This is a genomic window from [Bacillus] selenitireducens MLS10 (assembly GCF_000093085.1).
Taxonomy (GTDB): domain Bacteria; phylum Bacillota; class Bacilli; order Bacillales; family Salisediminibacteriaceae; genus Salisediminibacterium; species Salisediminibacterium selenitireducens.
This window is the reverse complement of sequence record NC_014219.1, coordinates 1,674,135-1,700,722: the sequence shown is the minus strand read 5'-3', so window position 1 is coordinate 1,700,722 and position 26,588 is coordinate 1,674,135. Positions and strand designations below refer to the sequence as shown.

Below are 26,588 nucleotides of genomic sequence, written 5' to 3'. Positions count from 1 at the left end.
TGCCTGTGTAAGGATCTCGATGCATGTTTCATTTTGCAATTTTTCTTTCATTTTAACACGAATTTAAAAGGTTTATGCCTTTTTTGACCATTTGAAAGCGCTGTGTTTAAATGAGTTAAGAGTTATTTTTTAAAAGGAGGATGAAAGCTTATGGCACAACCTAAATACGTCATGAATATCGAAAAGGTGCCACACCTGTCTGATGAGGAAAAAGCAAAACTGAAACAAATCACAGAAAAATTCGTCTTTCGAGTGAACGAATATTACCTGGGGCTGATTGACTGGGGTGACCCGAAAGATCCCATCCGCAAACTTGTCATTCCAAACGAAGGTGAACTTGAGGAATATGGACGATGGGATGCTTCTGATGAAGACACCAACTATGTCGTTCCCGGCTGTCAGCACAAATATGATGAAACAGCACTCTTGATCGTCTCCGAAGTCTGTGGAGCCTATTGCAGATACTGTTTCAGAAAGCGACTGTTCAGAAATGATATCAAAGAAGCCATGTCAGACGTACAACCGGGCATTGACTATATTAAAGAGCACCCTGAAATCTCCAACGTACTCCTGACCGGCGGCGACTCCCTGATTCTCGCAACCAAAAAGCTTCGTTTTATCATTGAACAGCTCCGCGAGATCCCGCATGTGAAGATCATCCGCCTTGGTTCAAAAATGCCTGTCTTTAATCCGATGCGTATCTATGAGGACCAGGAGCTTCTCGATCTTATCTCGGAGTATTCAACCACTGAGCAGCGCATTTATGTGATGGCTCACATCAATCATCCGAATGAGATTACTCCTGAAGCGAAAAAAGGATTTGATGCGTTGCATAATGCCGGCGCCATCGTCGTGAACCAGACACCGGTACTGAGAGGGATCAATGACGATCCTGTTGTTCTTGGGGAGCTTCTCGATCAGCTGAGCTGGGCCGGGGTCACCCCTTACTATTTCTTCATCAATCGCCCGGTTGCCGGGAATAATGAATTCGTTCTGAGCCTCAAAGAAGCCTATGATATTGTTGAGGAAGCCAAGGCACGAACATCCGGACTTGGAAAACGCGTCCGCTTATCCATGAGCCATACGTCCGGAAAAATCGAAATTCTGGCTATTGATGATGGAAAAGCTTATTTAAAATACCATCAGTCAAGGGACGGCCATTACGGGAAGTTCATGGTTCTTGATTGCCCTGAAGACGCCAGCTGGTTTGATGATCTGCCGGGTAATGAGCAATATTGGACGCCGCCGAAAAAGAAATTTGAAGAGTTCGAGGGTGCCAATGAGAAGATTGCATCTTCCTTATCAAAATAATCATGAGAAAAACGTCACCGGAGGCAGACCTCCGGTGCTTTTTTTTTGTACAATGAGAGAGTACCAGAAATCAACGAAAGAGGTGGAAGCAGATGAGACTGTCTAAGATTCTATTCTTGAACTTGTTCGTTATACTGGTCCTCTCTGCCTGCCAATTGAATTTCACAGGAGAACAATCGGGCAGTTCCACCTCCCTGCCAGTCAGGGATACGATTATAAAATCCCCCCTTGAACTTACCTACTACGGATACAGGGATGATGACAGCTTTCGGATCGCACTGCTGGCAAAAAATACGGATGAATCCGTCATTTCCGCAGACGACTACCAGTATCAGTGGCCCCGTTTTATTGAAGATGAACATGCAGAACAGTACAAAGTCAGTAATGTGGAGCTCAGACAGAGTACGCTCTTTGACAGAGAGCTCTCACCTCATGAGCTCGGTATCGAAATGACCATTGAGCCGTCGCCACGGGATACAGAGACCGTATATTTCAGTATTCCATTCTATATGGTGCCGAGTATCTATGAAGACGGCTACCGCTTTCAGCTGAATGAATCTCAGCTTGATCGCCGCCAGCTTGGGGATATGCGCCTTGAAGATCTCGAGCTTGACGGCAGCATGCTGACATTTGATTTAATTGACGATCACCCTGCGGCGGACGGAACAGAAGAATACCTGTTCACAGCCATTCAGGAAGACCAGGAAATCTTCCCGATGTTTATATCGATGAGAAGAAGCCGGCCTGAGACTCATATTGAAGTGGAGTTTGCCTCAGATATCACCTTGCCGACACGACTGTCCATCATAAGAACAACGAGCCCGCTGCCGGAATGGCGCTTCTCCATGATCATCAGACTCAATGATTTTGCAGAAGATCACAACGAAAACAATGATGAAGGAGAACAAGAATGACAAAAACCATTGTAACGACGCTGAATGCGAAATATATTCATATGAATTTGGCGCTCAGACTGCTAAAAGCGTATTGCGAACCGGAACACCCTGTAGACATTCGTGAGTACACCATCAAAGACCCCGATATGAATATCGTATCCGACCTGTACCAGGAAAAACCCGATGTGATCGGATTCAGCTGCTACATCTGGAACATTGAAAAAACCCTCGGTGTTGCCGCAATGCTGAAAAAAGTTCTGCCGGATACCCTGATGATCTTTGGCGGGCCCGAAGTATCATTTGACACCGATTATTGGATGCAGGAGTATGCGCAAATCGACATGATCGTGCGAAGTGAAGGAGAAGAAACGCTGAAAGGAATCCTCGATACCCTTAAAGGAAAAACGGCAGATTTCTCTGCTATCCAAGGTCTTTCCTGGCGTCAGGAACGTTCGGTGAGACACAACAGCTCTCGTGGAAACATGGACATCACAACCATACCAAGTCCGTACCGCTTTCAAGACGATACCGCGGATCTCGGAAAACGCATCGTCTATTTTGAAACGAGTCGCGGATGTCCTTTCCGGTGCCAGTTTTGCCTCTCTTCCATTGAACAGGGAGTCCGATACTTTCCTGTTGAGCAGGTGAAAGCCGATATCCTGTATCTCATCGAAAACGGTGCAAAGCTCATCAAGTTCATTGACCGTACCTTTAATATTAACCGTGATTACGCCATGGATATGTTCCGCTTCCTGATCGACAACCATCAGGGCTGCCAGTTTCAGTTCGAAATTACCGGAGACATTATGCGCCCTGAAGTACTCGACTATTTAAACGAACATGCGCCGCCGGGTATGTTCCGCTTTGAAATCGGTGTCCAGTCCACAAACGATCATACGAACCGGATCGTCGAAAGGCGGCAGAATTTTAATAAACTCTCTCGAACGATCCAAAAAATCAAAGAAGGCGGCAAAATTGATCAGCATCTTGATCTGATTGCAGGCCTTCCTGAGGAGAACTATGAATCATTCAAACAAACCTTTAACGATGTGTTTGCCCTCCATCCGGAGGAGCTTCAGCTCGGGTTTCTGAAGATGCTGAGAGGAACAGGGATGCGGCAGCGGGCTAAAGAATTTAATTATGCATATATGGACCATGCCCCTTATGAAATCCTGAAAAACAATGTCCTGAGCTTTGATGATGTGATCCGAATCAAACGCGTCGAAGACATCCTCGAGAAATACTGGAACAGAAAACAGCTCGATTATACGGTGCCCTTTCTGATCAGGCACGCCTTCGATTCACCTTTCGACTTCTTTCAATTGTTCGGTGATTATTGGGATCAGCAGCAATACGGTGCCATCGGTCACCAATTCACGGATCTGTTTACCAGACTGAAAGCGTTCCTCGAGACACAGCCCTTCGACAAAACACTTGTGAACCAGGCTATCAGCCTGATGAAAGTGGATTATCTTCTTCACTTCAAGCAAAAGCCGCATCAGCTTTGGTGGAATCAAGGACAGTCGAAAGAAACGTTACATGCTTCCATGGATGTTCTCCTTCAATCACAGGATGCAACGGACAATTTGCCACAAGATCCGAAACGCCTGATCAAAAACGGTGTGTTTCTTGACATTCCTTTTTCCTGGGATGATTATCAGTCATCCAACACGCTTACTGAGGATGACGGATTCCTTTATGTGTACTATGGTCAGCATGGCCCCGCGATATACAGCTGCAGTCACAGGCAGACTATACATCATTGAAAAGCCAATCATTCAAAAAAAGCAACCTGCTGTCAAAAGAAGACAGCAGGTTGCTTTTTCATTTGGAGAACGTTTCACGCACCTGTCGAAACATTGCTTGTTTTTCCTGGTCGTTCGCCTGAATCACATCACCCAAGTGGACAACCCGGTTCATTGTCATGCCGCAAAATTGAATAATCGTACGGTCAATGGTGTCAATGAGCTGATCGTGAAGACCATTTGCCTTCATTTCCTCATAGGGTGATCCGGATGTCAGTATGATTGACATCTGTTTATCTTTAAGAGCTGCTGCGATTGGTGATTCGCCTTCAAGCTCATAAGCAAAGCCATAGCTTAAAACCTGATCGAGATAACCTTTTCCAAGTGCTGGGAAGAACCCCCACCACAGCGGGAAAAGCACGATGATTTCATCAGCCTTTCTCCAGTACTCATGCTCTTGCTCCATAAATGCTGAATAGTGTCCTTCCAAAGAATTCTGATAATCCTCAAGGGAAAGCACCGGATCAAAAGACAGTTCATGAAGCATCCGCACATCATAGCTGACCTGCTGTTCATCAAAGATGCCGGTAACCTGACGCAAAATCGCACCATTAAATGTTTCCGCCGAAGAATGCATAAAGACAATCAGTTTATGACTCACCGAAACACTCCCTCCTGAGACCTGTCATCAGGCAAATCAACCTGCAAAAGGTTCTGCCTGCGGCTTCGCAAAATAATATCCTTGTGTGTAATCCACGAGAGATTTTACCGTCTCGTACTCCTCTTTCGTCTCAATTCCTTCTCCAAGAAGCAACGTTCCCTGCGCCTTGGCGACTTCGCTGATAGCTTGAATCCGGGCGATCTTGTCCGGATGTTGATGACAGTCTTGAATCAGCGACCGGTCAATTTTCGCATAGTCCGGATTAAGCTGTTTCAACATGTCTATCGTCGCATACCCGGTACCGATATCATCAAGAGCCACCTTGACTCCGGCGTTCTGATAATGATAAAAAATATTCTTCAGGTGAGCGACATCCACGATCTTCTCCGTCTCAACCACTTCAAAAACAAGTCTTTCCGGATTAACATTGTACGTGTTCGCTGCTTCAAATGTGCTTTTGAGACAATGAGCAGGATCATAAATGGAGGAAGGAAGAAAATTGATGAAAATCTTTTCGTCTTTCAGTCGCTCCGAACCGGTCCTGATTGCATTGATCCTCGCATGGCTGTCAAGCATCGATTGCATACCGGAACGTTGTGAAAAAGAAAACAACTCTCCAGGGAAGAAAGGATAAGCATCGTCTGACGGACGAAGAAGAAATTCATAGCCGTATACACTCCCCTCTTTCGTGCAAAAAATCGGTTGCATATGAGAGGTGAAGCGTTTATTTTGAATAATATTCACATATTGAGGATAACGGATTCGATATTCAAGTTCTTTGTAAGGATAGAGCGGGAAGTGAACAAAGTCAGGGAGATCTTTTTCAACGACAATGTTCCCCCGCATCCTCTCCTTATCCTTCTCTTCAATATGATCGTCCAGGAGAGCCGTAACGGCTTGCACTTGAACGATTAAATCATACTCGATATGAATATATGCGTTTTTGACTTGATTTTGAATGCGATACTTGCTGAGTATGTCACTATATGCTTGTGCATTTTTCTGCTGATCTGTCGCTATGATCAAGGTTCCCCCGTCTTCAATCAGGACATTTCGCTGACAATGAATACATCCTTCCATCAAATCACCAGCCTTAACGGTTATAATATTTCCATTGTATCAGAGATGGATTTGAAAATCCCCTCAATTACCCTTAATCATGTCTCGCCTTTCCGTATTCCTTTAAATGGATCGATTCTTCTGCTATGATGAACTTCAATACCTAATCACATGAGGAGGAATGTTCGCATGCTTTTGACGAAAGAAGATGTACAGGCAAGTCTTAAAGATTCAAATGGCTGGACCCTTACAGGGGATATCTGGATCACCAAAGAATTCACATTTTCCACGTTTCTGAAAGCTGTAGAATTTGTCAATCAGATTGCAGATGTTGCAGAAGATCGTCAGCATCACCCTCATATTACCCTTGATTATAATAAAGTGAAGGTCGCCCTCAGTACGCATGATGAAGGCGGCTTAACCCAAAAAGATTTTGACTCGGCAATGGCTTATGACAAAACTGCTGAAAAACTGTAATACGTCTTCCCCCTCACCTCAAAAGGTGGGGGATTTTTATCTTCTGAACAGCACTCACCATCGCATCAATCTCTGCCGGTGTGATATAATAATCCCGTTCAACTGATTGCATTGAAAGGGCTGTTTGGTTATGGAATGGTTATTTTTATTTACCGCAGGGGTCGTCAGTGCCGTTGCTGTTTATCACTTGTTTACGCATAAACACCGGGAGAACTCAGGAGATCAATCCTTCTTTTCCCTTACAGATCCGAGAAAACTCACCGTTGCGTCCAAAACCTATAAGGCTTCTGTCTACGCGGGTTATGCCGCTCTGCCCATCGGTCTCGTTCTCGTTCTTGAGACCTTCAACAACTTTGTGATGGCTTTCTTGCTTTTTCTCATCCAGCTGTTCATCGGCAGCTTTATTCTTGTCACCCTCGACCGGGTTTTTGAAATCTATGGCGGTGCCATCGTATTCGCCGGTTTTCATGCAAAATGGAGCCGGGTGAAGGAATTTCGCTGGGGAAAGAAAACGACAGGCCGCCGGCAGTTGATCATGGAAACCACCAAGGGGCAGCGTATCAAAACAAAAATCGCCCCTGAAGATCAGGAGCGGGTGGAAGAAGTCTTATCGGACTTTGCTTATTTTGAAAAAGATCAATCATGATGATTACTTCCAAATGCCGCTGTACCTGCGGCATTCCATCGTTCTGAAAATCCGGCCGGATCCCATTCGGCCGGTTCTTTTTGTGGCAGTTTCAAAACATGTGCCTCACAGCGGCAGTCGGATGATCCGAGTCCTTTTTGCACGGCAGTGGCTCCGGTCACCAGACAAAAGGCTCTGACAAGCGCGCACTCTCCCTCGTGTTCAGTGAGTTGAAACGAACGGACCCAGACAAGATGAGGACGAAGATAGTCAATATGCCAGCGAAACGGTTTTTGGAGTTTGCGGTGCCGTTTCAGTCGCGCAGTCAGGTTCCTCTTGGCAGAACCTGCATAGACATAATACCCCGGACTGATTGACACGTCTCCGAGGGCGCCGACTTTGACCATGGCCTCGCGGTCGCACCGGAACAAAACCAGATAGAGGGTCGGTTTACTCTTGTTCATCAGCCTTCCTCAGCTTCCTTGATAACCTGAATCGCAGTGCGAACGGCTTCGTTCAAATCCGCCTGATGCATGGAAGGCATTCCGGAAGAAGAGGGAACCATGTCCGGCGTCGCTGGTACATGAATAAAGCCGGCAGGTACGCCCCTTTCTTCTCTGATCAGTTTATCCATTAATCGGTACAAGACTGCATTACAGATGAATGTACCGGCGGAATTGGATAAATCAGACGGGATACCCTGTTCACGTATTGCCTTGATGATTTTTCGGTTTGGCAATGTGGAAAAATAGCCGTCTGGCCCGTCCCCCCGGATCTTCCTGTCAACGGGTGTATTGCCTCTGTTATCGCCCATTCGACCTTCGCCGCCTGTGTCTTCAATATTGATGCCGATCCGTTCAGGTTGAACCGAACTGCGACCGGCTGCAACACCAAGAGCGATCACAGAATCGGGTCTGAAGTCGTCAACCAGGCTCTCCAAAGGCTCAAAGCATGCATCATATTCAACAGGCAACGCAATTGTATACAGGTCCACTCCTGGTGGGGGATTCTCCTTCAAATCTTTAAGGATATCAAGGGTCGGGTTTTTATTCAGTCCTCCAAAAACCTCAAAGCCACTGACGATCATTTTCACTGTGCTCACATCCTGTCCATCAAATTGTGAATAAATGTTCGGAATTTCTTTCGTTATCAAAAGGTCTCCTATGCTATTATGACAGTAATATGCTTGGATTTAAAGGAGGGGGATCATCATGACGAGTCACAAAAAAGCCATAAGGAAAGGTTCCTTTGCATCTGTCATAGGCGAGGATGCTTTCTTTAACCTCATCGAAAAAGGGACGGTCGTAAAGGCCGTTGAGTCCGATGTCCTCTTTCATGAAGGCGGTACCGCTGACCACATCTACATCATTCTTGAAGGTCAGGTCCGTCTGTGCAAAACATCCTCTGAAGGAAAACTGTTTTTCTTTCAAAAAAAGAACCAGTATGACCTCCTTGGAGAGCTGAGCCTGTTTAATGGCTTAAACTATCATTTTACTGCTGAAGCGATTGAAAACACTGAACTGATCCGCTTTGAACGTCAGGAACTTGAGAAACTGTTCGCCGAGTCTAAAACCTTTTCCACCGGTTTTATGAAATGGGTCGGAAACCAGAATCAAATGATGATGGCCCAGTTCCGCGATCTGGTATTCTGCGGTAAGCAGGGTGCGGTATTCTCGATTCTCGTTCGACTCAGTAATGAGTATGGTCAAAAAGTCGACAGCGGCGTTCTCATCAATCAAAAAATAACGAATCAGGAGCTGGCAAACTATGTGGGTGCGACCCGCGAAAGCATTAATCGAATTCTGAAGCGGCTCATTAACGACGGGATCCTATCCGTCAACACGAAATACATCACGATACATCAGTTGGATTATTTAAAAGAACATTTGCGGTGTGATTGCTGTCCATATGAAGCATGTACCATCTAAAGAAATCCAACCGGAAAAAAGCCCTGATCAATGCACACCGATCAGGGCTCTTTCATTACAGATTTCGCTTGATTTCACCAGGCTGACAGGGTGTTAACGCATGGACGAATGTGTCAACGCTCTGTTCAATAAAATGCGCCAAATCCACTTCAGCGACAACGCGGCCTCCGATGTGATGGCTCAAAAAGTAGCCCAGGTTCATCCAGAGAAAATTCATCGTCTGCGTCTCCGGACAAATGCCTGCATCAACAAGCCCACGGTCCTGCATCTCCTTTAAATAAGCTATCAGATACTGTTTGAGCTGTTTCGGGTTCTGCGAAACAGCCTCTCCAATCTGTGGATGCTGATGGCGCTCCTGAAAGGCAATCAGCACAAGCTTGGCATTGCGTCCATTGTACTCATGATACAGAGCACTGACCCGTTTCAGATCTTCTCTGAGGTTGTATGTCACCGAATCAAACAGCGCTTCTTTCATATCGACAAGATAATTATTATAGACAATCGCTTTATCCAGGAGACCCTGCTTTGTCCCAAAATGACGGAATAAGGTCATTTCGGAAAATCCTGCTGCCTGGGCGATTTCTTTGGTGGAAACACCGTTATATCCTTTTTGTTCTATCAATTCGATGGCTGTTTCCATGATGATCTCTTCTGTGCTCGGTTTTACCGATGCTGTTAATGTCATCTCCATCACCCGCCTTCTCTCTCTATTGTATAACGGGTGAGCACTCACTGACGCTCTGAATTTGGCAAAGATGCATCAATTTTGTTGCAATTCCGTGACGGATTTACTGATAAGTTATCGTATCCACAATCCAGTTCCCATCATCAAGGATGAATTCAATTTGAACGGCAGCTGTGCGATTAAACGCTTCCTCTTCAAGGTTGTAAAGCCCGTATACCACATGAAAATAGTCGTCGTTCCGATCATAGTCCATGTTGATCTGTCTCATTGAGATGAATGTATCCACCTGCAGGAAGTGAAAGGAACGATCCGTCTCTTCCGCTCCTTGCCCTGTTACGACCAATAGCTCGCGCTCACCGTCCACCGTAATCCGATCACTTGTCATCTGATCCAGCTCAGCGAGATTCCGTTCATGCATTGCCATAAAAAACGCCCTGACAGTATCGTCAATTTCGATTCTCGTTTCAAGAAGTCTGTTTACATATTGTTCCGTCTCAAGTGTCTGTTGCCTGTACGTCAATAAATCCTCTTTCAGCTCCGTATTTTCGGCTTCGAGCTCTTCGAATTCTGCACGTAATGTCCTGTTTTCATCCATTTTTTCCTCGAGCCTGTCCACAAGCTTTTCGTTTGTTGAAATCAGCGTCTCAAGATCATCTTCATTATATTCCTCCTGATCCACATTTGCAGACCAGTTCTCACCGGACTCCGTCTCACACGCGGTTACAGTCAGTGCGAGGAGCAAAAGGAGCAGTCCGGTAATCCGGTTCGTCCATTTACCTTTGTTCATCAAATTAGGTTCTCCTTTTCTTCTTCATCATGTTCATAGTCTATCACTAAACAAGATGCAAAAAAAGAATTATTTCCAATTGAAAGAGGATCCACAGCGCGGATCCTCTTGTTATTATTTGTTACGATCGTTTCGGTTATCCCGTTCTTTCAACTCTTGCAAAAGCTTCATAATATCTTCATTACTGATTTCTCTGTCCGAATGTCTTGCCTTTCTCGGCGGAAGCTTATCGGCAATGCCATCTTCATACATAAACGGTTCCTCTTCGTACCCGCGCTCATTAGAGTCCGGTTCTGGTTGAGGGAACGGATCTTTTTGATCCGTTTCGTCATACCAGGTCTCAGAAAGGCGGTCTTCCTTTACCGGTCGTTCTTTTGCTGGCCGGTAAAAATCACTGAAGTCAGAGGCCGGTTCAGGTCTCGTCTGCGGGACCGCTTCGGACCTTGGAGGAAAATGTTTCCGTTCACTCCCCTGATCGGCCGTATAGGCTTCCTCGAGGAGATAAGCGGGCACAAGTTGACCGTCCGGCGTCATATATTTTCTGTTCAGATAGCGTGTATCCTTATCCAGGAAACTGTAAAGCACCGGGATCAGGAACAGCGTCAGGAATGTCGCACTGATCATGCCGCCAATGACAGTGATGGCCATCGGTTGCTGAATCTCACTTCCTTCACCAAAACCAAGAGCAAGTGGGAAGAGCGCAAGAATCGTCGTTGATGCGGTCATGAGGATCGGTCTGGCTCTGTCTTTCACGCCTCTGACGATCGCATCCATGCTCTTCATCCCGGCCAGTTTTCGCTGATTGATATAATCAACCAGGACGATGGCATTGTTCACGACGATTCCGACAAGAACGATAATCCCAATAATCGCCGTAATGCTGACTGGCGTCCTTGTTACAGTCAGAGCAATCGCAACACCAATGACAACAAGCGGTACGGTAAACATGATCACAAACGGGTATCGGAGCGATTCAAACTGTGCTGCCATGACAAGATAGACAAACACAACTGCGAGTATCAATGCCAGTGTGAGATCCGAAATGGCATCTTCAAGGAGCTGTTGATCTCCGGTATAAGAGATTGAGGTCTCATCCGGCAAACCGTAGCTGTCCACGGTATCCGTCACCAGATCATTGATCTCATTCAGCGTATTGCCTGTTGAATAAGTCAACGTGAACTGAATGGATTCTTCGAGATTCATCCGGTTGATGGTTTCCGGCGACTCCCCTTCTTCGAATTCCGCAAGCTCAGACAATTCAATGAACGTCCCCTCGCCGTTTCGAAGCCTTAGATTCTCGAGGGCTTCCACCGTATCTGTATAGGTCTCATCGAAGCGGACCTGCACTTCAAGGACCTGGTTCTCATCAGTGACGACCTGCGTCGCCGTCACCCCGGCTGTAATATCATTGACCGTGTTTGCGATCTGTGCAGGTGTAAGTCCCGCATCACGGGCTGCCTCTTCATCGATCTGAAGCTGAAGCTCCATTATTGTTTCCTCAAGAGAATAAGAGATTTCTGTAAATTCACTCATATCCTCGAATTCTTCATATAAATCCCGAGCCGTTTCTTCAAGCTGAACGGGATTGGAATCGTTTAGGTCAAAGGAGAACGTATTCGGATCAGAACCAAAGGATGCATCCATCGTAATGGACACTTCCCCATCCGGTACGGCACGTTCTACATCACGGCGGATGTCATCAGAAAAATCCATCGTTGAAATCGTCCGTTCATCAAGCGGTACCATCGTAACGTAGATGACCGCTTCATTGCCCGAACCATTCGCAGCTCCACCAGGACCCTGCTGGCCACTCGAACCGGTTACGGATGTATAGTGAAGTACATCCGATTCATTATCCAAGATCTCTTCTATTTCTTCCACATTCTCAAACGTCGTCTCAATTGGTGTCCCGGCTTCATTCTCAATCTCGATCTGGAAAAAGCCCTCATCAGTCGCCGGCAGGAACTGAACTCCGACGGTGCTGATGCCAAAAGCACCCGCAACAAGCAGAAGGACCGTTAAAAAGATGACCATAAAACGGTGCCGTAACGACCATCTTGCTGAACGTTCAAAGGTCTGCACAAATCGTGATTTCTCTCGCTTCTGTTCGATATCCTCTGTCGGTGTCTTAAGCCATTTTCCTGCAAGCATCGGTACAACTGTCAATGCAACAAGAAGGGACGCAAGGAGACTAAAAGCCACCGTCAGGGCAAATTCCCTGAACAGGTTTCCGACAATTCCGCTGATAAACACAACTGGGAGGAAAACAGAAACCGTCGTCAACGTCGATGCCGTAATCGCCGTTGCCACTTCACTGGCCCCGTCAAGAGCCGCCTGTTTCGGCGATTTTTTCATGTTTAAATGCCTGTAAATATTCTCAATGACAACGATCGCATTATCGACCAGCATACCAATACCCAATGCCAAACCGCCGAGGGTCATGATGTTCAGCGAGAAGTTCGTAAAGTAAAGCAGTACGAACGTCACAATAACAGAGAATGGTATGGCAATGCCGATCAGAAGCGGCGTCTTGAAGTTTCTTAAGAATAAGAACAGAACAATCATGGCAATCAGTCCACCGGCAACGAGCGCAAGGGCGACACTGGCAATGGCCTCATCCACATACTCCCCCTGGTTAAAGAGAATCGCCTGCTCGATATCGCTGTATCTGTCCTCTTCGAGAAGTTCGTCCAGACGCTCTGTGAATGCACGGGCGACGTTGGCTGTATTGGCGTCAGACTGCTGTTGCACATTCATCAGAATGGCATCTTCCTGGTTTGTCCTCGTAATCGTATCGATTGGCTCCGGACTGATGCTGACGTCCCCGACATCGGCTAAGGTAATCTCATCTTCCGATTCTGGATCAACTGTGAGTACGATATTCTCCACATCTTCAAGAGAATTTAGTTCAAAAAGAATCCGGGTGGAAATATCCGATCCATTATTTGAGACAACCCCACCAGGCGCCGTCACATTATGGCTCTGCAGAGTTTGCACTACTTCCTGCTGCGTCAGGTTGTGGTCTTCAAGCAACTGCTGGTCGAGTCGGATATCAATTTCCTCAATTGCATCTCCGAGCAAATCAATATTGCCGATGCCGTCGATTCTCAAAAGTTCATTTTCAAGGTCATTCACGAGTTCACTGAAGTTGTCATTATCATCTCCCAGGTTCGACAGAGACAACTGAATAATCGGGATCTGTGACGGATCAAATTTCAGAAACTGCGGATTACCCGCCCCACTCGGAAGCGGCGTCTGATTCATACGCTGCACGATATCATTTTCGACATCTTCAATCGACGTGGTCCAGGAAAACTCCAACAGAACAAGGGATGATCCTTCTGAAGACGTCGAACTGATATTATTCAGCCCCTGAATGGTAGAGAGACTGTTCTCCATTGGCGTCGTGACCCGGTCCACAACTTCCTGAGGACCCGCCTGATCATAACTGGTTACGACAACTGCAATGGGCGGATCAATATCCGGGATAAGCTTTAACGGGATGTTGGTCAGTGATACGAAGCCAAGCAGTAAAAACAGTGTCATGCTGACCAGCGTAAAAACCGGCCGTCTGATGGAAAATCCGATTATATTTCTCATGACTGATTCCCTCTCTTTTCCTGTTGAATAATAGCGTATAAACGTTTCATAATTGCATCGAGCTGCTCTAGATCATCTGTCTTGAGCCGTTTTAAATATTTAGCAACAATCGCAGTCCGCTTGATTTCCATTTCTTTCATCATCTGTTTCCCTTTTTCACCGGTTTTTAAGACTGTATTTCTCCGGTTATCAGGATCAATCTCACGGATGATGATATCCTGTGCTTCAAGTTTCGTGATCATTTGACTGACCGCACTTGCGGAAATATTCATCGCTGCAGCCAAATGTTTCACTTGTTTCACTTCTTTTTCTGTTACGAGATAAAGAAGCAGTTGCTGATTGGATGTCAGCGTTTGATCCATCTCACATCCGAATTCGTTATTAAAGTCAAGCATGATATCAAAGACACGCTGTTCAATACTGGAAATGATGGATTCTTTCATTTCTTCACCTCGTTCCAAAAATAATAGTTTAGTAAGTTAACAGTTAATGTTCTAAATAATAAAGCAACTGAATATAAAAGTCAAAAAAACCGGCTCACGTTTTGTGAGCCGGTTTTATGTGTGTTTATACGACAAAGGCCAATACCATAAAGACAGTACCGAGTGATGCAAGCTGAATCGTTGCTGTCTGAGGTTTTCTTAAGAATGTCCGCCAGACCAGCATATAAATCCCAAACATCACGGCCATAAACAGAATGCCGTCAACAAGCGGATGGATCACCATGTAATACGTTGTGACCTCCTGATAGACCGTGAAATTCACGAGCAAAGCCAAAATCCAGCCGCCCAAAATTGCTGTGCCAATCCAAAATAACAGTTTCTGCACCGGTTCTGCACACCTCCTAGTTCATTTCATCGTCAAAACAGGGGATTTGTACAATTGCTGTTGCTCCCTCTCCTTCGACAGATTCAAAGGAAAGCTGGCCATCATGTTTTTTGACAATTTCATTGACGATCGTCAAACCGAGACCTGTTCCTCCAAGCTGTTTCGACCTCGTGCGGTCTACCCGGTAGAAACGCTCTGTCAGTCTGGTCAGTGTTTCCGGAGGCATACCTGCCCCGTAATCTCTGACTCTCAAAACTGCTTTTCCATCAGCCTGTTCAAGACTGACATCAATCTGTTTTCCCTGCTTTCCATAGCGGATCGCATTTTCAATCAGGTTACTGATCACCTGTTCGAGTCTGCTTTCATCACCTTCTATGATAATACCATAATCGAGTTCCAAATTTACAGTCACATCATCCTTTTCAGCGATAAGGTTCATCCGTTCACACACATCTTCGACAAGCTGGGCAAGTGGCATCGGCATTTTATCCATCGGATAGGTATCTCCTTCAAGCCTTGCTAAATCCAAGAGGTCATGGATCAACTTTTCCATACGGTTCCCCTCAGCCTGAATTTTTTCAATATGCTTCTCGTCCAACGCTTCACCTTTGCGATGTTTCTCGAGGAGCACTTCCGAGTACCCTTTTAAATAACTCAATGGTGTCCTCAGTTCATGCGACACATTCCCGAGGAACTCCTGTTTCTTTTTATCCGCTTCATCAAGAGAATATGTCATCTGGTTAAAGGCATCGGCAAGCTGACCGATCTCATCGGTTGTTTTCACATCGACCTTTTGCGAAAAATCGCCTTCTCCCCAGCTTTTCGATGCTGCGATCATCCTTCTGATCGGATCGATCACATAATTCGTCATCTTATGCAGAACAAAGACAATGACGACAAACGCCACCCCCATCGACAAAAACAGGATGCCTCTGAGCGATTCGAAAGGGGAGAATGCAGCATTCACAGCAGTGGAAATGGTGATGATCCCTTGAGGTCCGGCATCTCCTTCTTCCATGAGGGGCAACATGATGATCAAATGATCCTTTTCATACCCTTCTCTAGTAAACCGGATCGTCTCTCCGGCCGTGAGCTGCTCATTTTCGAAATCAGTGAGTGCAAATTCATCTTCCTGTAAAGGGACTGATCTCGGAATCCGACTGTTAAACTCCCCCATGTCAGTGATCTGTATATTAGCAACAGCACAGCGGGCCATAAACTCCGCCAAATCATAAAAATAATCCAGCTGTTCAGGCGTTTCAGCTTGATAATACACTTGGGCGAGATTATTGCCGCGCCCCTCAAGCTGTTCAGTCTGGTGAGTAAGATAAAAGGATTCATACAGGTAGTTTGTCAAAAAAACGAGACTCACCATCGATGTCAGGGTGAATAACACAATAAAAAACCAGGTCTTTAACCTGAGACTTGCTCTCATCGCCCTTCTCCGTCTTCCAATACGTATCCGACTCCATAAACGGTGCGGAAATAGTCGCCCCCGCTGCCCATTTTAAAGCGCATGGTCTTCATGTGCGTATCAACGGTTCTGTGTCCGCCGGTTGTATAATTGACACCCCAGACATGATCGAGGAGCTGTTCGCGGTTGAAGACCTGTTCCGGGTGCTTCATGAAATGGACGAGCAGATCAAATTCCTTCCGCGTCAGGGACACGGCCTCTCCGTCGATAAATACCTTTCTCGAATTGAGGTTCACTTTAATCGACTTATACTGCAATTCCTCTTTACTTTCATCATCATTATAGCCATAGTTTCTCCTAATTTGAGCCTCAATGCGGGCTAACAGCTCTTTGGGACTGAATGGTTTGACGATATAATCGTCTGCGCCACTCCGTAATCCTTCCACACGGTCATTTTCATCCGATTTGGCCGTCACCATAATAACCGGAATCCTCCGTGACGTTCGCAGTTCCCTCAGTGCCTCCATTCCATCCATTTCAGGCATCATGACATCCAGCAGTACCAGGTCAACTTTCCGCTGATTGACGATGTCAAGCATCTCTTGTCCGTTTGCAGCCTGAACCGCTTTATATCCCTCATCTTCGATATAATCCGACAAGAAATCAACCATGTCCTGTTCATCATCCGCAATCAGAATCGTATATTGATTATTCTCCATGTGTACACCCTCCTGCGTATTCGTCATTACCAGTTTAACCGATTTCAAAACGGTCTCACAGGGTTATCACAAAAAATTCGCATTTTCTCCTGAAAATAATAGAAACCCCTGATACGTTTTGGTATTCAGGGGCATTTCCGCTTACATCTCGATGGTTTTGTTTCCGGCAAGAAACGATGAAATTTGTTCAGGAGGGATTGGCTTACTGTAAATGTAGCCCTGCATCTGATCGCATTCCCGATCGATCAGAAAATGAAGAGAATCATCTGTCTCCACACCCTCAGCGATGACTTTCATGCCCATATTATGCGCGAGCTGAATGATGGAAGTGACGATGGCCTGATCATTATGATTATTACTCACATCCCTGACGAACGACTGATCTATCTTCAACACATCCACAGGAAATGTCCGTAAATAACTCAGACTCGAAAACCCTGTCCCGAAGTCATCGATCGAAATATGCACACCGAGTCGCTTCAGCTGATCCAGGGTGTTCAAACATTCATCCCTGTTATAAAGCAGCACATTCTCGGTGATTTCAATATCAAGCTGCTTTGCAGGAAGCCCTGTTTGTGCAAGCGTTTGTCTCACGGAATGGATAAAGTCCGGGTGTTGAAACTGTACCGGCGAAATATTTACACCGACGCGCAGGTCCAAACCATGATCGAGCCAGGATTTGCCCATACGACATGCTTCCTCCAACACGATATGGCCAATCGGGATAATCAGCCCGGTTTCCTCCGCAGTAGGAATAAAGCGATCCGGCGGAACAAACCCAAGGTGATCATCCTGCCAGCGGATCAGTGCTTCAAACCCGATGACACGATCATGGGCAAGATCATACTGGGGCTGATAGTGGAGTTGAAACCCCCTGTTCTCCACCGCTTTATGGAGCCGTTTCTCCAAAGTCAGCTGATTATTGTAATACAGATGTATCTCCTTATTGTAAATGTTGTATTTGGCCGATCCTTTTTCCTTGGACGCATGCATCGCCATCTCTGCCTGGTTTACAAGTTCTTCAAGGGTTCCGCCCGTTTCAGGAAAAAGGGAAACACCCAGGCTCGCAGTCATCTGAAGTTCATGATGTTCGATCATAAACGGTTGTTGAAACATCCCTTTTACAGTGTCGACCATTGAATTGATATCGGCCATACCCCCATAATCACTGATCACCACAGCGAATTGATCGCCACCGTAACGGTAAACCGAGATCCTGTTGTTTTCGAGACTCTTCAGTTTCACAGCAATATCCTTCAAGAGACGATCACCGGTAAACTGGCCGAGTGTAGCATTATAAAATTTGAAGCGGTCGAGATCGAAAAACAAAAGCGCAAGAGGCGATTCCTGATCGTTTCTCATGGAACGGGTCAGATCAAATTCGAACTGATGTCGGTTTTTCAATCCCGTCATCTGATCCACCGGCTGTAAAAGCGGAGTCTGCGTAACCGAAACAGCTTGCGCGTAAAGATCATGCAGAGAAATCATCATGCAAACAGGAAGTCCTTCATCTGTCCGCATCTCCTCACAGACGACTTTTATGTTCAAAGGCTGTGACTGACGTGTGAGAAGAACCGCTTCAAAAGTTCCGCTTGTGCAATTATTAATGATTCGATTGTAGATCGCTTCATCTTTTTCAGACATATGTACGATATCGATACATCTGAACAGCGACCGTTCTTCTTCCTTGCAAAATAACGATTTTGCCCATTCACTGATATAAAGAACATCATAGTTGAGATCTGTAATGACAAATCCGCTTTCTTTTCCTGCGGTTTCGATCATGTTCGCCATAATAGTATATAAGTCTTTTTCTTTATTTCGTGCAGTTAATTGGTCAATATCCATCTTTTTCATGACATGCTTCGCGACTTGTATCATCCTGCTTACCAGCTCTCTTTCCAGTTGCACCAAACTGACCGGCACTTTTTTCCGAGCCTTTCTGCTTATATAGCTATACTATCTGTGAAATCACAGCTTGTACACCCCTAATAGCGGAAAAAGGCCATTCTGAAGGATATTATATGAAAACCGCTGCAAAACTTATACAAATGAGGAATCCTTCACAAATTAATAACAAATCCGCCAACTAATCTACACATTTGAAAGCCGGACCGCCCTCTGTTCTGTATTATAATAGACGTAACAAGAGAAATGGGGTGATGAGCTTGAACATTCAAATTTATGTAAATGAAAACATTAAAGGGAAAGTGTTTGAGCAGCGGGTCAAAGAGGTTATTGAAGAGCTCGGTGTTCATGCAGATCTCGTAATTACGTACAAACAGCCTGAATGTTCCTGCCATGTGTTCTATTCCCCCGCGCTCATCATTGACAATGAACTCATCACATCGGGGAAACTCCTCAGCCGGGATGAGATCGTTCATCACTTTATGTAAGCGGTTTTCCATATTGGGATTCGGGGTATAAAGAAAGTAACCACATGAAATAAAGGAGGATGTTGATTATGGAACAGACAACCATCCGGGACGGTTACTTTGACACACTGCAGTTTGATGAGACGAATAAACAGCTCCACGTCCGTTTTTCCACTGGAAAATATGCCCTTCATTATGAAGTGAATAAATTTGACTATATCAGACTTCTCTCAAGCAACAATATGCGTTCTTTCTACGAAAACACCATCTCGAGAAAATACCCGCCGGAAATGATTAAAATCTGAGTATTACGAAAACTTGCCTTCGGGCAAGTTTTTTTTTATGCATGATTGTATATCCCCATTGAAAGCGGTAAACTGAAGCTGTATCACATATTCGCACATTCAGGAGGCTGATCAACATGATTATTGGAGTGCCCGTTGAAATTAAAAACAACGAAAACAGAGTTGCACTTACCCCAGCCGGTGTCATGACCTTTAAACAGGCAGGACACCATGTTATTGTAGAACGTCACGCAGGCATCGGCAGCGGTTTTCCGGATGAAGCCTACATCGAAGCCGGAGCCGAGATGGCGGACCGGCCGGAAGAGGTCTGGAGACAGTCAGACATGGTCATGAAAGTGAAAGAACCTCTTGAACCTGAATTTACGTATTTTCGTGAAGACCTGATTCTCTTTACATATTTGCACCTCGCTGCCGAACCGGCTCTCGCAAAAGCGCTCGTTGATTCGAAGATGACAGCCATTGCCTATGAGACGGTTGAAGTCAGAGGAACACTGCCGCTATTGACACCGATGAGTGAGGTTGCCGGGCGAATGGCCTCACAAATCGGTGCACAGTTTCTTGAGAAGCCCCGCGGAGGATCCGGCGTTCTCTTATCAGGCATACCGGGTGTGAAACGTGGCAAAGTCACGGTGATCGGGGGAGGGGTCGTCGGGACCAATGCAGCGAAGATCGCAATGGGACTTGGTGCTGATGTAACCATTATCGATTTGAATCCGGACCGTCTCCGACAGCTCGATGACCTGTTCGGTACCGAAATCAATACGATGATGAGTAACCCTCTGAATATCGCCCAGGCCGTTAAAGAGTCGGATCTCGTCATCGGTGCGGTTCTGATTCCGGGGGCAAAGGCCCCGACGCTTGTGACGGAAGAGATGATTCAGTCCATGCACCCCGGTTCCGTCGTTGTCGATGTCGCCATCGATCAGGGGGGCATTATTGAAACCGTTGATGCCATCACCACACACGATGATCCCATTTACATGAAGCACGGTGTCGTTCACTATGCCGTTGCCAATATGCCGGGCGCCGTTCCCCGTACATCCACTCTCGGACTCACGAATGTGACCGTCCCATATGCGCTCAAAATCGCCAATATGGGCCTCACTGAGGCGCTAAAGCATGTGGAAGGACTAAAGCTCGGCGTGAACACTGCCGGTGGGTATGTAACCTATGAAGCCGTTGCAAATGATCTTGGTTACACCTGCAAAACGGTGGATGAAGTGCTGAACTGAATGCATCGAAACGAAGAACCCCCCTGAAAGCTCGTCTATAAGCTTTCAGGGGGTTCATTTGTGTTAGTTTAACGTATAACTGCCATCGTCAGAAATGGATATACCGCCATTCCAGTAATACACTTCCTCATAACCGAGATCGGCTATTTTCTCGACAACTCCGGAAGCTCTCGCACCACTCGCACAGTGAATCAGAAGTGTCGTGCTCTTATCATCCGGAAGGGTTTCTTCAACGCTTGGATCGTTGGCATGGATATCTCCATCCGGAACATGCAATGCGCCATCAATCATGCCGTTGGCAACTTCTCCGTCACCACGGACATCGACAACCGTTGCACCAGATGCAATCAAATCTTCAAAGTCTTCAGCAGAAACCGAACGGTCCACTTTGCCTGCGGATACATCAAAATCAGCGTCGGCTGTTTCCATACCGAAAGTCGGGAGTCCTGCCTGCTTCCAGGCCGGCATTCCGCCTGAGAGCACTTTGACATTCGTATATCCGTCACCCAGAAGATCGTCAGCAAGTGCCGGGCTCTTGTGACAGAAGAAGCCGCCACAGTAAATGATGATTTCTGCATCTTTGTTCTCCGGGGCAAATCCCTGATACTTCGTGCCGTACTGCGTATCATCCCAGAATACAGCTGTCGGAATATGCTCCGCAAAATAACCGGCGTATGTCCTGGTATCGATAATCATCACCGGATCTGTATCATCCCGGGCGACATTTGATTCAAGAATCTGTTCTTCCACATATTCAGGTGTCACGGTAAAATAGTTTCCTGCACTCTTCCAGGCAGGTGTGCCCTCCTGATAGACATAGCTGTTCTCATAGCCCATGTCCATCGCCTTCTCTGAAGAGTTCCCGCTCAATGCACAGTGGAGACCCCCGCAATAAAAAATCAGCTGCGTGTCTTTGTCTTCAGGAAGCAAATGCTTGTAATCATCGAATTCACTGTCAGGAATATTGATGGCACCGTTGATATGCCCTGCTGCGTAAACGCCTGGCGGCCGGCTGTCAATCAGTGCAACATCGCCCCATTCAGGCGGAACCTGATCGTACGATTCACGGTCCTGACTGATCTCAGGAAGCCCATCCATCAGTCTCGTCAGTTGAACAGTATCGATATAGTTCCAGTTCTCATGGTACGGAACATGGTCCTGACCTTCCTCTTCTGCTTCTTCCTCCACGATATATGGGGATACATCCGGTTCCATCGGGAGAAATGAAGTCGGTTCGGTTTCACTCGCCTGAGACGTTCCACATGCACTTAACGTGATCATGCCGGCAAGTGACAGTAAACCTATTGCCCATTTCTTCATTCTGTTCACTCCTTCCTCAAGTGAGCTCTCGGGGGCTGACCGCTGTCACAGCGATCAGAACCCGGAGCAGATAGTCATAAAAAGGGACATCGTCTATTTCCTGATGTTTCTTATGAAAGGCCTTCAGCCAGTCGAAGTGATCCTGATGAAATGCCTCGGCCGCCTCAGTGTCCCGCTCTAGAAGCATGGCATAAAACTCGAGGGAAATCGCCAGGTGATCCGGCATCATCTCGTAATCCTTCGGAACTTCGATCTCGTAATGCTGAAGGAGGTGTTTCATATGCAGTGCAGCATCTCCCATATAATAGCCGGTCTTGTTATAAAGACCCGTCTGATCTTTCGGATCCACGCTCCACGGCTTATAAAGGGACTCCACTGGCGGATGAAAAGGGGTTGTAATGCCGGAATACGCGGTCATATACTGTTTTTTTGCAGTCAATTCTTTATCGCGTAATGATGAAAAGGATTGTTTATTCTCGATCCTGATTTCCGGAAACAGACTCAGGTAGTCATCAATCTCCTGATCGAGCACCCCTTCTGCGATGGCCTGTTCCACTTCATCATCAGGGAACTTATAAAGTTCTCCCAAGAGTCTGATTAATTCGGTATACGTTTCTTTTCGATCCGTCTTGTTCATATGATCACCTTCTAGTTGTTAGTCGTCAGGATGCTTGAGTCGCTTTTTTATCGTGTGTGCCATGTGAACCGTGCTCAGTAACATCAAGATTCAGGAAACGTTCACCAAGCATGTAGATTAAGATGGACCCACCAACACCAAAGATCATGGTTGCCCATTCGGACCAGAGGATACTCACATCACGAAGTTCATTCATCGTCAGCGATCCGGTCACCACCTCAAGTGGTACCATCTGCCCTGCAAATGTGAGAATAATCCTCATTGCGAAGAGTCCGATTAACAGGACCACACCTGTTGTCAGCATTGTCGCTGCTTTCTTTGCTTTAACCAGTCCGAGGATCAGAAGCGGAATGAGGAATACGAAACCGACTTCAAGAACCCAGTAAGGAACTGCCAGCGGCCCGTTGAGCATCAGTTCCATTGAAGCCATCCGGTTCGGATTGCCGGAGTGAAGCCCGTAAATCCAGTTCCAGGTGACAAAGATGATGCCTACTGCCAGTAAACCCATCGTCAGCTTGGACATGAACGGATACAGACCTGGGAGCTTTTCGCGATCTTCTTGTTTCATGACATTCCCTTTGGAGAGGAAGAAAGCCATAATCATCGCCACTGCCAGTCCGGACACAAACGCCATGATTAAGAAGAAGATCGAAAGATATGCCGAGTTCCAGATCCCACGTGCGACACTGAGTCCGAATACCGCACCAAGCGTACTCTGAGCTGCGATACCGACAACCAGAACAAATGGGCTGATCGTGTTGACAATTTTATGGTTGTCCTTAATTTGGAAGAAAAATTCAATGATATGAAGCACCAGATACAGGCCGTAAAATGCGCCCATCCAGAATATTGGTGCCATCACATTTGGTGTTACAAGAATGTAGACCATCGCAAGCGGATTCCCAAGCTCCACACCGATCATCACAAAACCCATTAACAAAGTTGCGATCGAAGCAAGCGTCAACCGCTTCGTCAAAAATTCAAACTGTTTCATCTTAAAGACGTGAACCATGGAAGACAGGAATGTCAAACCTGTACTGATGGCGACGAAAAAGACATATGCACCGATCAGGGATCCCCAGGGTACGTAGTTGCTCGTTCCCATGACGTGTTCACCGTGAATGAAAATGTTTCCGATACCGATGATACCAAAGATGATCATGATACCCGTGATACCGTACCAAAGATTACGATTCAGCATTAGTTGTCACCTCTCTTTATTTGATATACCAGATTCGTGGTTTCGTTCCTGCTTCAGGGACTAATTGAACAGTGTTGAACTGCGCCATCTTTTTATTGATTTCGCTGTCCGGATCGTCAAGATCACCAAACAGTCGGACTTCGTTCATACAAGTGCTTGCACATGACGGCTGTTTTCCCTGTGTCAGCATTTCCGGACACCAGCGGCACTTTTCTGAAAGGCGCGCTTCATTCAGGGCACGGGCGTCATACGGGCATGCTGCCATACATGCTTTACAACCGGTACATTTGTCCGGGTTGAAAGCCACGATCCCGTTCTCTTCCACCTTGAACGTGGCCTGGGTAGAACAGACCTTCACACACGGTGCATCGTCACAGTGCATACACTGTACCGGAACGATGTCCATTTTCACATTTGGGTAGGTACCACTCTCAATAAACTCCAACCGGTTATATGAAACTTCCGGCTCCAACTCGTTGTACGTTGAACAGGCGATGCTGCAAGCATGACAACCTGTACATTTTCTCGTATCAATTAACAGTCCGTAATTGGCCATTACGCTTCACCACCTTTTTGAACGTTGACAACGACTTCCTGTGACATCGTGGAACCGGAATACGGCTCAATCATCATCGGAATGAAATCGTTGAAGTTAATACCCAGCTGATAGCCTTCTTTGATTTTATTGGAGAAAGCGCCATATGCGGATGGAATCCACACACATTCAGGGTGAATCAGCTGTGTCACGTGAACAGGGACCGTCTTGTTTGCGATCGATGACTTCACCGATACCGTATCTCCATCTTCAATGCCGAGATCCTTCGCACGCTTAGTGTTGATCCACATAGCCTCACCGTTGTATTTTTCCGTGATTCTGAGAAGTGATGCGTTCGTACTCGTTACCGAGTGGGAATGATACGGCTGTTTGCCGTGAATCAGGCGGAATTCCTCCGGATTATTCAGGTCCGGCTGAACCATCGTCGGGATCCAGGTCGGTACGCCGCGTTTGCCGTCAATTTTGAAGATTTCAGCGGAGAACTGGATCTTGCCACTGAATGTACCGAGATTCGGTTCACCAGAGAGATTGACCGGGAACTTTGGTTCCACTTTGTTCGTTCTCAGTTCGACGGTTCCTTTTTCCTTCAGTTCTTCAGGTGTTACACCCGTCGGTTCGAGCATCGCTGCGATCTCATCATCCACTGTGAAATCATACAGGTTGTCGTAACCCATTTCCTTAGTGATGCCGCGCATGATATCAAGAAGCGGCAGCGTGTCGTGCAGCGGGTCTGTCACCTGCTGGCGAATGGAGATCTGCGGCCAGTCGTGTGAGATGTGACCGGAAACGGCCTGAGGCACTTCCGTTCTCTCAAGATAGTAGTTCTCCGGAAGAATATAGTCTGCGGCGTATACGGACGTTTCATTCCAGTCGACCGGAATCGAAACAACCAGTTCCGCATTGGCAATCTTCTTTTGATACTCCGGATCCGGAGCGGTTCTGAGCGGGTTAAAGTGATAGATAAATACGGATTTGATCCGGCCCTTATCGATCATGTCGGGTACATTCTGAGCGATCCCCCGACCTGGTTCAACCGTCATATGCTCGCCTTCTACACCGGCACCATCAGCACGAGGTCCTTTTTCGACAGCTTCAACATCGGTGTGCATGTATTCGCCAAACTCCACGTTTGCCGATGGCATCAAGCCACCTCTTTTAAAGAAGTTCCCGACGAGCGCATTGAGGATAATCCCCATCTGGGCTGTCTGTGTGCTGTTAAAATAGTGACAGTGAAGGCCGTGCCAGCCCGGCTCCATGAACGCTTCAGGCGCGTGTTCTGCAAACTCTCTTGCCACCCGGCGGATCGTGTCTGCATCGATACCGGTAATCTCCGCTGCCCAATCGGCATCTTTGTCCTTATTCAGGCTCCAGAATTCATCGAAATCTGTAACGTATTTCTTCACAAACGCGGAGTCGTAAAGATTTTCAGAAATGAGCGTGTGCGCCATGCCGAGACGAAGGGCTAAGTCTGTACCCGGACGGATTGGAATCCACTCATCCGCTACTTTTGCGATCTCTGAGTAACGCGGGTCGATTACGACGATTTTCGCGCCGTTATCTTTTGCTTTCAAGATTTTCTTCATCCCGTTTGGAATGATCGCTCCGGCAAAGTTACGTCCTTCGAAGATCATATATTTGGCATTCTCGTGGTCTCCTGCAGGCATGCTGCCGACCATGTGCTGCCAAGCGTTTGTCTTGGATGTGAAACAGGTTGAATAGTGCGTGATATAGTTGGATGAACCCATACGGTCCAGGAGCGGATCCGCATAACGCTTACCGCGGACACCGTGCTCAAGCCAGAGGAAGCTGTTTCCGCCGTACTGATCGCGAAGGTTCCCCATTTTCTCTCCGATTTCTTTGAAAGCCTGTTCCCAGGAGATCGGTTCAAATTCGCCCTCGGCGACTTTCTTCATCGGTCCCTGTACACGGCCTTTTCCGTAAATATCCGCTGCCATCCCGTGACCTCTCGCACAGAGTCGTCCTCCTGCTTTAAGGTGCACCGGGTGCCCTTCCACATACCAGAGCCGGTCGTTTTTGACGTGTGCATAAATCCCGCACATACTTGCACACCCGTTACAGGTGGAAGGAATCACTTTTTCTTCTGCTTCTGCAGATGCTTCCCTGAAGTCCCCCATTGTCATTTTGAACGGTACTGCTGCCGCCGCTGCGGTCAGAGCAGAGGCTTTAAGAAAACTTCTACGCTTTAATTTAGGCATTCTGACTCGCT

General features: G+C 46.6%; 26 protein-coding genes. 9 read left to right on the top strand and 17 right to left on the bottom strand.

Going from position 1 to position 26,588, the window contains the following annotated elements:
* Positions 1 to 150 precede the first annotated feature (150 nt).
* From BSEL_RS07755 to BSEL_RS07745, 3 genes are all read left to right on the top strand, one after another.
* Positions 151 to 1,311 carry a KamA family radical SAM protein gene (locus BSEL_RS07755; protein ID WP_013172437.1) on the top strand — a complete coding sequence of 387 codons (1,161 nt, stop codon included), beginning with the start codon at positions 151 to 153 and terminating at the stop codon, positions 1,309 to 1,311.
* 92 nt (positions 1,312 to 1,403) lie between these two features.
* Positions 1,404 to 2,225, top strand: a complete 822-nt coding sequence (locus BSEL_RS07750; RefSeq protein WP_013172436.1) for a hypothetical protein — start codon at positions 1,404 to 1,406, stop codon at positions 2,223 to 2,225.
* Positions 2,222 to 3,973: a B12-binding domain-containing radical SAM protein gene (locus BSEL_RS07745; RefSeq protein ID WP_013172435.1), complete on the top strand. Its 1,752-nt coding sequence runs from the start codon at positions 2,222 to 2,224 to the stop codon at positions 3,971 to 3,973. The genes BSEL_RS07750 and BSEL_RS07745 overlap by 4 nt, the downstream gene beginning before the upstream one ends.
* Positions 3,974 to 4,031: 58 nt before the next feature.
* Here the strand turns inward: BSEL_RS07745 and BSEL_RS07740 are convergent, their stop codons facing one another.
* Positions 4,032 to 4,613, bottom strand: a complete 582-nt coding sequence (locus tag BSEL_RS07740; RefSeq protein WP_013172434.1) for an NAD(P)H-dependent oxidoreductase — start codon at positions 4,611 to 4,613, stop codon at positions 4,032 to 4,034.
* Positions 4,614 to 4,649: 36 nt separating this feature from the next.
* Positions 4,650 to 5,693, bottom strand: coding sequence for an EAL domain-containing protein (locus tag BSEL_RS07735; protein WP_013172433.1), 1,044 nt, complete (start codon positions 5,691 to 5,693; stop codon positions 4,650 to 4,652).
* 168 nt (positions 5,694 to 5,861) lie between these two features.
* Here BSEL_RS07735 and BSEL_RS07730 point away from each other — a divergent pair, with 168 nt between their 5' ends.
* Positions 5,862 to 6,149, top strand: coding sequence for a 4a-hydroxytetrahydrobiopterin dehydratase (locus tag BSEL_RS07730; protein ID WP_013172432.1), 288 nt, complete (start codon positions 5,862 to 5,864; stop codon positions 6,147 to 6,149).
* Positions 6,150 to 6,279: 130 nt separating this feature from the next.
* On the top strand, positions 6,280 to 6,795 hold the full coding sequence (locus BSEL_RS07725) for a hypothetical protein (RefSeq protein WP_013172431.1): 516 nt from the start codon (positions 6,280 to 6,282) through the stop codon (positions 6,793 to 6,795).
* Here BSEL_RS07725 and BSEL_RS07720 read toward each other — a convergent pair.
* Positions 6,786 to 7,238 carry a GIY-YIG nuclease family protein gene (locus BSEL_RS07720; RefSeq protein WP_013172430.1) on the bottom strand — a complete coding sequence of 151 codons (453 nt, stop codon included), beginning with the start codon at positions 7,236 to 7,238 and terminating at the stop codon, positions 6,786 to 6,788. The two genes, BSEL_RS07725 and BSEL_RS07720, sit on opposite strands and share 10 nt — an antisense overlap.
* Positions 7,238 to 7,861, bottom strand: a complete 624-nt coding sequence (locus BSEL_RS07715) for a pyroglutamyl-peptidase I (protein ID WP_232970515.1) — start codon at positions 7,859 to 7,861, stop codon at positions 7,238 to 7,240. The genes BSEL_RS07720 and BSEL_RS07715 overlap by 1 nt, the downstream gene beginning before the upstream one ends.
* Before the next feature lie 124 nt (positions 7,862 to 7,985).
* Between BSEL_RS07715 and BSEL_RS07710 the strand changes: the two genes are divergently transcribed.
* A complete protein-coding gene (locus BSEL_RS07710) occupies positions 7,986 to 8,702 on the top strand; it encodes a Crp/Fnr family transcriptional regulator (protein WP_013172428.1) in 717 nt (238 codons plus the stop codon).
* Positions 8,703 to 8,757: 55 nt separating this feature from the next.
* Here BSEL_RS07710 and BSEL_RS07705 read toward each other — a convergent pair whose 3' ends face one another.
* From BSEL_RS07705 to BSEL_RS07670, 8 genes are all read right to left on the bottom strand, one after another.
* Positions 8,758 to 9,393, bottom strand: a complete 636-nt coding sequence (locus BSEL_RS07705) for a TetR/AcrR family transcriptional regulator (protein ID WP_013172427.1) — start codon at positions 9,391 to 9,393, stop codon at positions 8,758 to 8,760.
* A gap of 97 nt (positions 9,394 to 9,490) precedes the next feature.
* Positions 9,491 to 10,174 (bottom strand): hypothetical protein, encoded by a 684-nt coding sequence (locus BSEL_RS07700; RefSeq protein ID WP_013172426.1) that lies wholly within the window; start codon positions 10,172 to 10,174, stop codon positions 9,491 to 9,493.
* A 114-nt stretch (positions 10,175 to 10,288) separates the two neighbouring features.
* Positions 10,289 to 13,774, bottom strand: coding sequence for an efflux RND transporter permease subunit (locus BSEL_RS07695; RefSeq protein WP_013172425.1), 3,486 nt, complete (start codon positions 13,772 to 13,774; stop codon positions 10,289 to 10,291).
* On the bottom strand, positions 13,771 to 14,217 hold the full coding sequence (locus BSEL_RS07690; protein WP_013172424.1) for a MarR family winged helix-turn-helix transcriptional regulator: 447 nt from the start codon (positions 14,215 to 14,217) through the stop codon (positions 13,771 to 13,773). The genes BSEL_RS07695 and BSEL_RS07690 overlap by 4 nt, the downstream gene beginning before the upstream one ends.
* 124 nt (positions 14,218 to 14,341) lie before the next feature.
* Positions 14,342 to 14,602, bottom strand: coding sequence for a hypothetical protein (locus BSEL_RS07685; RefSeq protein WP_013172423.1), 261 nt, complete (start codon positions 14,600 to 14,602; stop codon positions 14,342 to 14,344).
* A gap of 16 nt (positions 14,603 to 14,618) precedes the next feature.
* The gene (locus BSEL_RS07680; protein ID WP_013172422.1) at positions 14,619 to 16,037 is read right to left on the bottom strand and encodes a sensor histidine kinase; all 1,419 of its coding nucleotides are present in this window, start codon (positions 16,035 to 16,037) and stop codon (positions 14,619 to 14,621) included.
* Positions 16,034 to 16,735 carry a response regulator transcription factor gene (locus BSEL_RS07675; RefSeq protein ID WP_013172421.1) on the bottom strand — a complete coding sequence of 234 codons (702 nt, stop codon included), beginning with the start codon at positions 16,733 to 16,735 and terminating at the stop codon, positions 16,034 to 16,036. The genes BSEL_RS07680 and BSEL_RS07675 overlap by 4 nt, the downstream gene beginning before the upstream one ends.
* Before the next feature lie 141 nt (positions 16,736 to 16,876).
* Positions 16,877 to 18,616 carry a putative bifunctional diguanylate cyclase/phosphodiesterase gene (locus BSEL_RS07670; protein WP_013172420.1) on the bottom strand — a complete coding sequence of 580 codons (1,740 nt, stop codon included), beginning with the start codon at positions 18,614 to 18,616 and terminating at the stop codon, positions 16,877 to 16,879.
* Between the two features lie 287 nt (positions 18,617 to 18,903).
* Between BSEL_RS07670 and BSEL_RS07665 the strand changes: the two genes are divergently transcribed.
* The 3 genes from BSEL_RS07665 to ald all read left to right on the top strand — a co-directional run bounded on the left by BSEL_RS07665 (position 18,904) and on the right by ald (position 20,647).
* Positions 18,904 to 19,131 carry a thioredoxin family protein gene (locus tag BSEL_RS07665; protein ID WP_177304819.1) on the top strand — a complete coding sequence of 76 codons (228 nt, stop codon included), beginning with the start codon at positions 18,904 to 18,906 and terminating at the stop codon, positions 19,129 to 19,131.
* A gap of 68 nt (positions 19,132 to 19,199) precedes the next feature.
* A complete protein-coding gene (locus BSEL_RS07660; RefSeq protein WP_013172418.1) occupies positions 19,200 to 19,415 on the top strand; it encodes a KTSC domain-containing protein in 216 nt (71 codons plus the stop codon).
* Positions 19,416 to 19,531: 116 nt separating this feature from the next.
* The gene (ald, locus tag BSEL_RS07655; RefSeq protein ID WP_013172417.1) at positions 19,532 to 20,647 is read left to right on the top strand and encodes an alanine dehydrogenase; all 1,116 of its coding nucleotides are present in this window, start codon (positions 19,532 to 19,534) and stop codon (positions 20,645 to 20,647) included.
* Positions 20,648 to 20,710: 63 nt separating this feature from the next.
* Here ald and srrF read toward each other — a convergent pair whose 3' ends face one another.
* The 5 genes from srrF to srrA are packed head-to-tail and all read right to left on the bottom strand — an operon-like array spanning position 20,711 to position 26,577.
* A complete protein-coding gene (gene srrF / locus BSEL_RS07650; protein ID WP_013172416.1) occupies positions 20,711 to 21,967 on the bottom strand; it encodes a respiratory selenite reductase-associated lipoprotein SrrF in 1,257 nt (418 codons plus the stop codon).
* Positions 21,968 to 21,983: 16 nt separating this feature from the next.
* The gene (gene srrD, locus BSEL_RS17060; protein WP_013172415.1) at positions 21,984 to 22,604 is read right to left on the bottom strand and encodes a respiratory selenite reductase assembly chaperone SrrD; all 621 of its coding nucleotides are present in this window, start codon (positions 22,602 to 22,604) and stop codon (positions 21,984 to 21,986) included.
* 25 nt (positions 22,605 to 22,629) lie between these two features.
* On the bottom strand, positions 22,630 to 23,805 hold the full coding sequence (gene srrC, locus BSEL_RS07640; protein WP_013172414.1) for a respiratory selenite reductase subunit SrrC: 1,176 nt from the start codon (positions 23,803 to 23,805) through the stop codon (positions 22,630 to 22,632).
* 16 nt (positions 23,806 to 23,821) lie between these two features.
* On the bottom strand, positions 23,822 to 24,361 hold the full coding sequence (gene srrB / locus BSEL_RS07635; RefSeq protein WP_013172413.1) for a respiratory selenite reductase subunit SrrB: 540 nt from the start codon (positions 24,359 to 24,361) through the stop codon (positions 23,822 to 23,824).
* On the bottom strand, positions 24,361 to 26,577 hold the full coding sequence (srrA, locus tag BSEL_RS07630) for a respiratory selenite reductase catalytic subunit SrrA (protein ID WP_013172412.1): 2,217 nt from the start codon (positions 26,575 to 26,577) through the stop codon (positions 24,361 to 24,363). Before srrA ends, srrB begins: the two co-directional genes overlap by 1 nt.
* Positions 26,578 to 26,588: the final 11 nt, after the last annotated feature.

Excerpts from the sequence above, each read along its gene's own strand:
- BSEL_RS07755 (WP_013172437.1), top strand. The coding sequence starts at position 151 with ATGGCACAACCTAAATACGTCATGAATATCGAAAAGGTGCCACACCTG.
- BSEL_RS07750 (WP_013172436.1), top strand. The coding sequence starts at position 1,404 with ATGAGACTGTCTAAGATTCTATTCTTGAACTTGTTCGTTATACTGGTC.
- BSEL_RS07745 (WP_013172435.1), top strand. The coding sequence starts at position 2,222 with ATGACAAAAACCATTGTAACGACGCTGAATGCGAAATATATTCATATG.
- BSEL_RS07735 (WP_013172433.1), bottom strand. The coding sequence starts at position 5,693 with ATGGAAGGATGTATTCATTGTCAGCGAAATGTCCTGATTGAAGACGGG.
- BSEL_RS07730 (WP_013172432.1), top strand. The coding sequence starts at position 5,862 with ATGCTTTTGACGAAAGAAGATGTACAGGCAAGTCTTAAAGATTCAAAT.
- BSEL_RS07725 (WP_013172431.1), top strand. The coding sequence starts at position 6,280 with ATGGAATGGTTATTTTTATTTACCGCAGGGGTCGTCAGTGCCGTTGCT.
- BSEL_RS07720 (WP_013172430.1), bottom strand. The coding sequence starts at position 7,238 with ATGAACAAGAGTAAACCGACCCTCTATCTGGTTTTGTTCCGGTGCGAC.
- BSEL_RS07715 (WP_232970515.1), bottom strand. The coding sequence starts at position 7,861 with ATGATCGTCAGTGGCTTTGAGGTTTTTGGAGGACTGAATAAAAACCCG.
- BSEL_RS07710 (WP_013172428.1), top strand. The coding sequence starts at position 7,986 with ATGACGAGTCACAAAAAAGCCATAAGGAAAGGTTCCTTTGCATCTGTC.
- BSEL_RS07705 (WP_013172427.1), bottom strand. The coding sequence starts at position 9,393 with ATGGAGATGACATTAACAGCATCGGTAAAACCGAGCACAGAAGAGATC.
- BSEL_RS07700 (WP_013172426.1), bottom strand. The coding sequence starts at position 10,174 with ATGAACAAAGGTAAATGGACGAACCGGATTACCGGACTGCTCCTTTTG.
- BSEL_RS07695 (WP_013172425.1), bottom strand. The coding sequence starts at position 13,774 with ATGAGAAATATAATCGGATTTTCCATCAGACGGCCGGTTTTTACGCTG.
- BSEL_RS07690 (WP_013172424.1), bottom strand. The coding sequence starts at position 14,217 with ATGAAAGAATCCATCATTTCCAGTATTGAACAGCGTGTCTTTGATATC.
- BSEL_RS07680 (WP_013172422.1), bottom strand. The coding sequence starts at position 16,037 with ATGAGAGCAAGTCTCAGGTTAAAGACCTGGTTTTTTATTGTGTTATTC.
- BSEL_RS07675 (WP_013172421.1), bottom strand. The coding sequence starts at position 16,735 with ATGGAGAATAATCAATATACGATTCTGATTGCGGATGATGAACAGGAC.
- BSEL_RS07670 (WP_013172420.1), bottom strand. The coding sequence starts at position 18,616 with ATGATACAAGTCGCGAAGCATGTCATGAAAAAGATGGATATTGACCAA.
- BSEL_RS07660 (WP_013172418.1), top strand. The coding sequence starts at position 19,200 with ATGGAACAGACAACCATCCGGGACGGTTACTTTGACACACTGCAGTTT.
- ald (WP_013172417.1), top strand. The coding sequence starts at position 19,532 with ATGATTATTGGAGTGCCCGTTGAAATTAAAAACAACGAAAACAGAGTT.
- srrF (WP_013172416.1), bottom strand. The coding sequence starts at position 21,967 with ATGAAGAAATGGGCAATAGGTTTACTGTCACTTGCCGGCATGATCACG.
- srrD (WP_013172415.1), bottom strand. The coding sequence starts at position 22,604 with ATGAACAAGACGGATCGAAAAGAAACGTATACCGAATTAATCAGACTC.
- srrC (WP_013172414.1), bottom strand. The coding sequence starts at position 23,805 with ATGCTGAATCGTAATCTTTGGTACGGTATCACGGGTATCATGATCATC.
- srrB (WP_013172413.1), bottom strand. The coding sequence starts at position 24,361 with ATGGCCAATTACGGACTGTTAATTGATACGAGAAAATGTACAGGTTGT.
- srrA (WP_013172412.1), bottom strand. The coding sequence starts at position 26,577 with ATGCCTAAATTAAAGCGTAGAAGTTTTCTTAAAGCCTCTGCTCTGACC.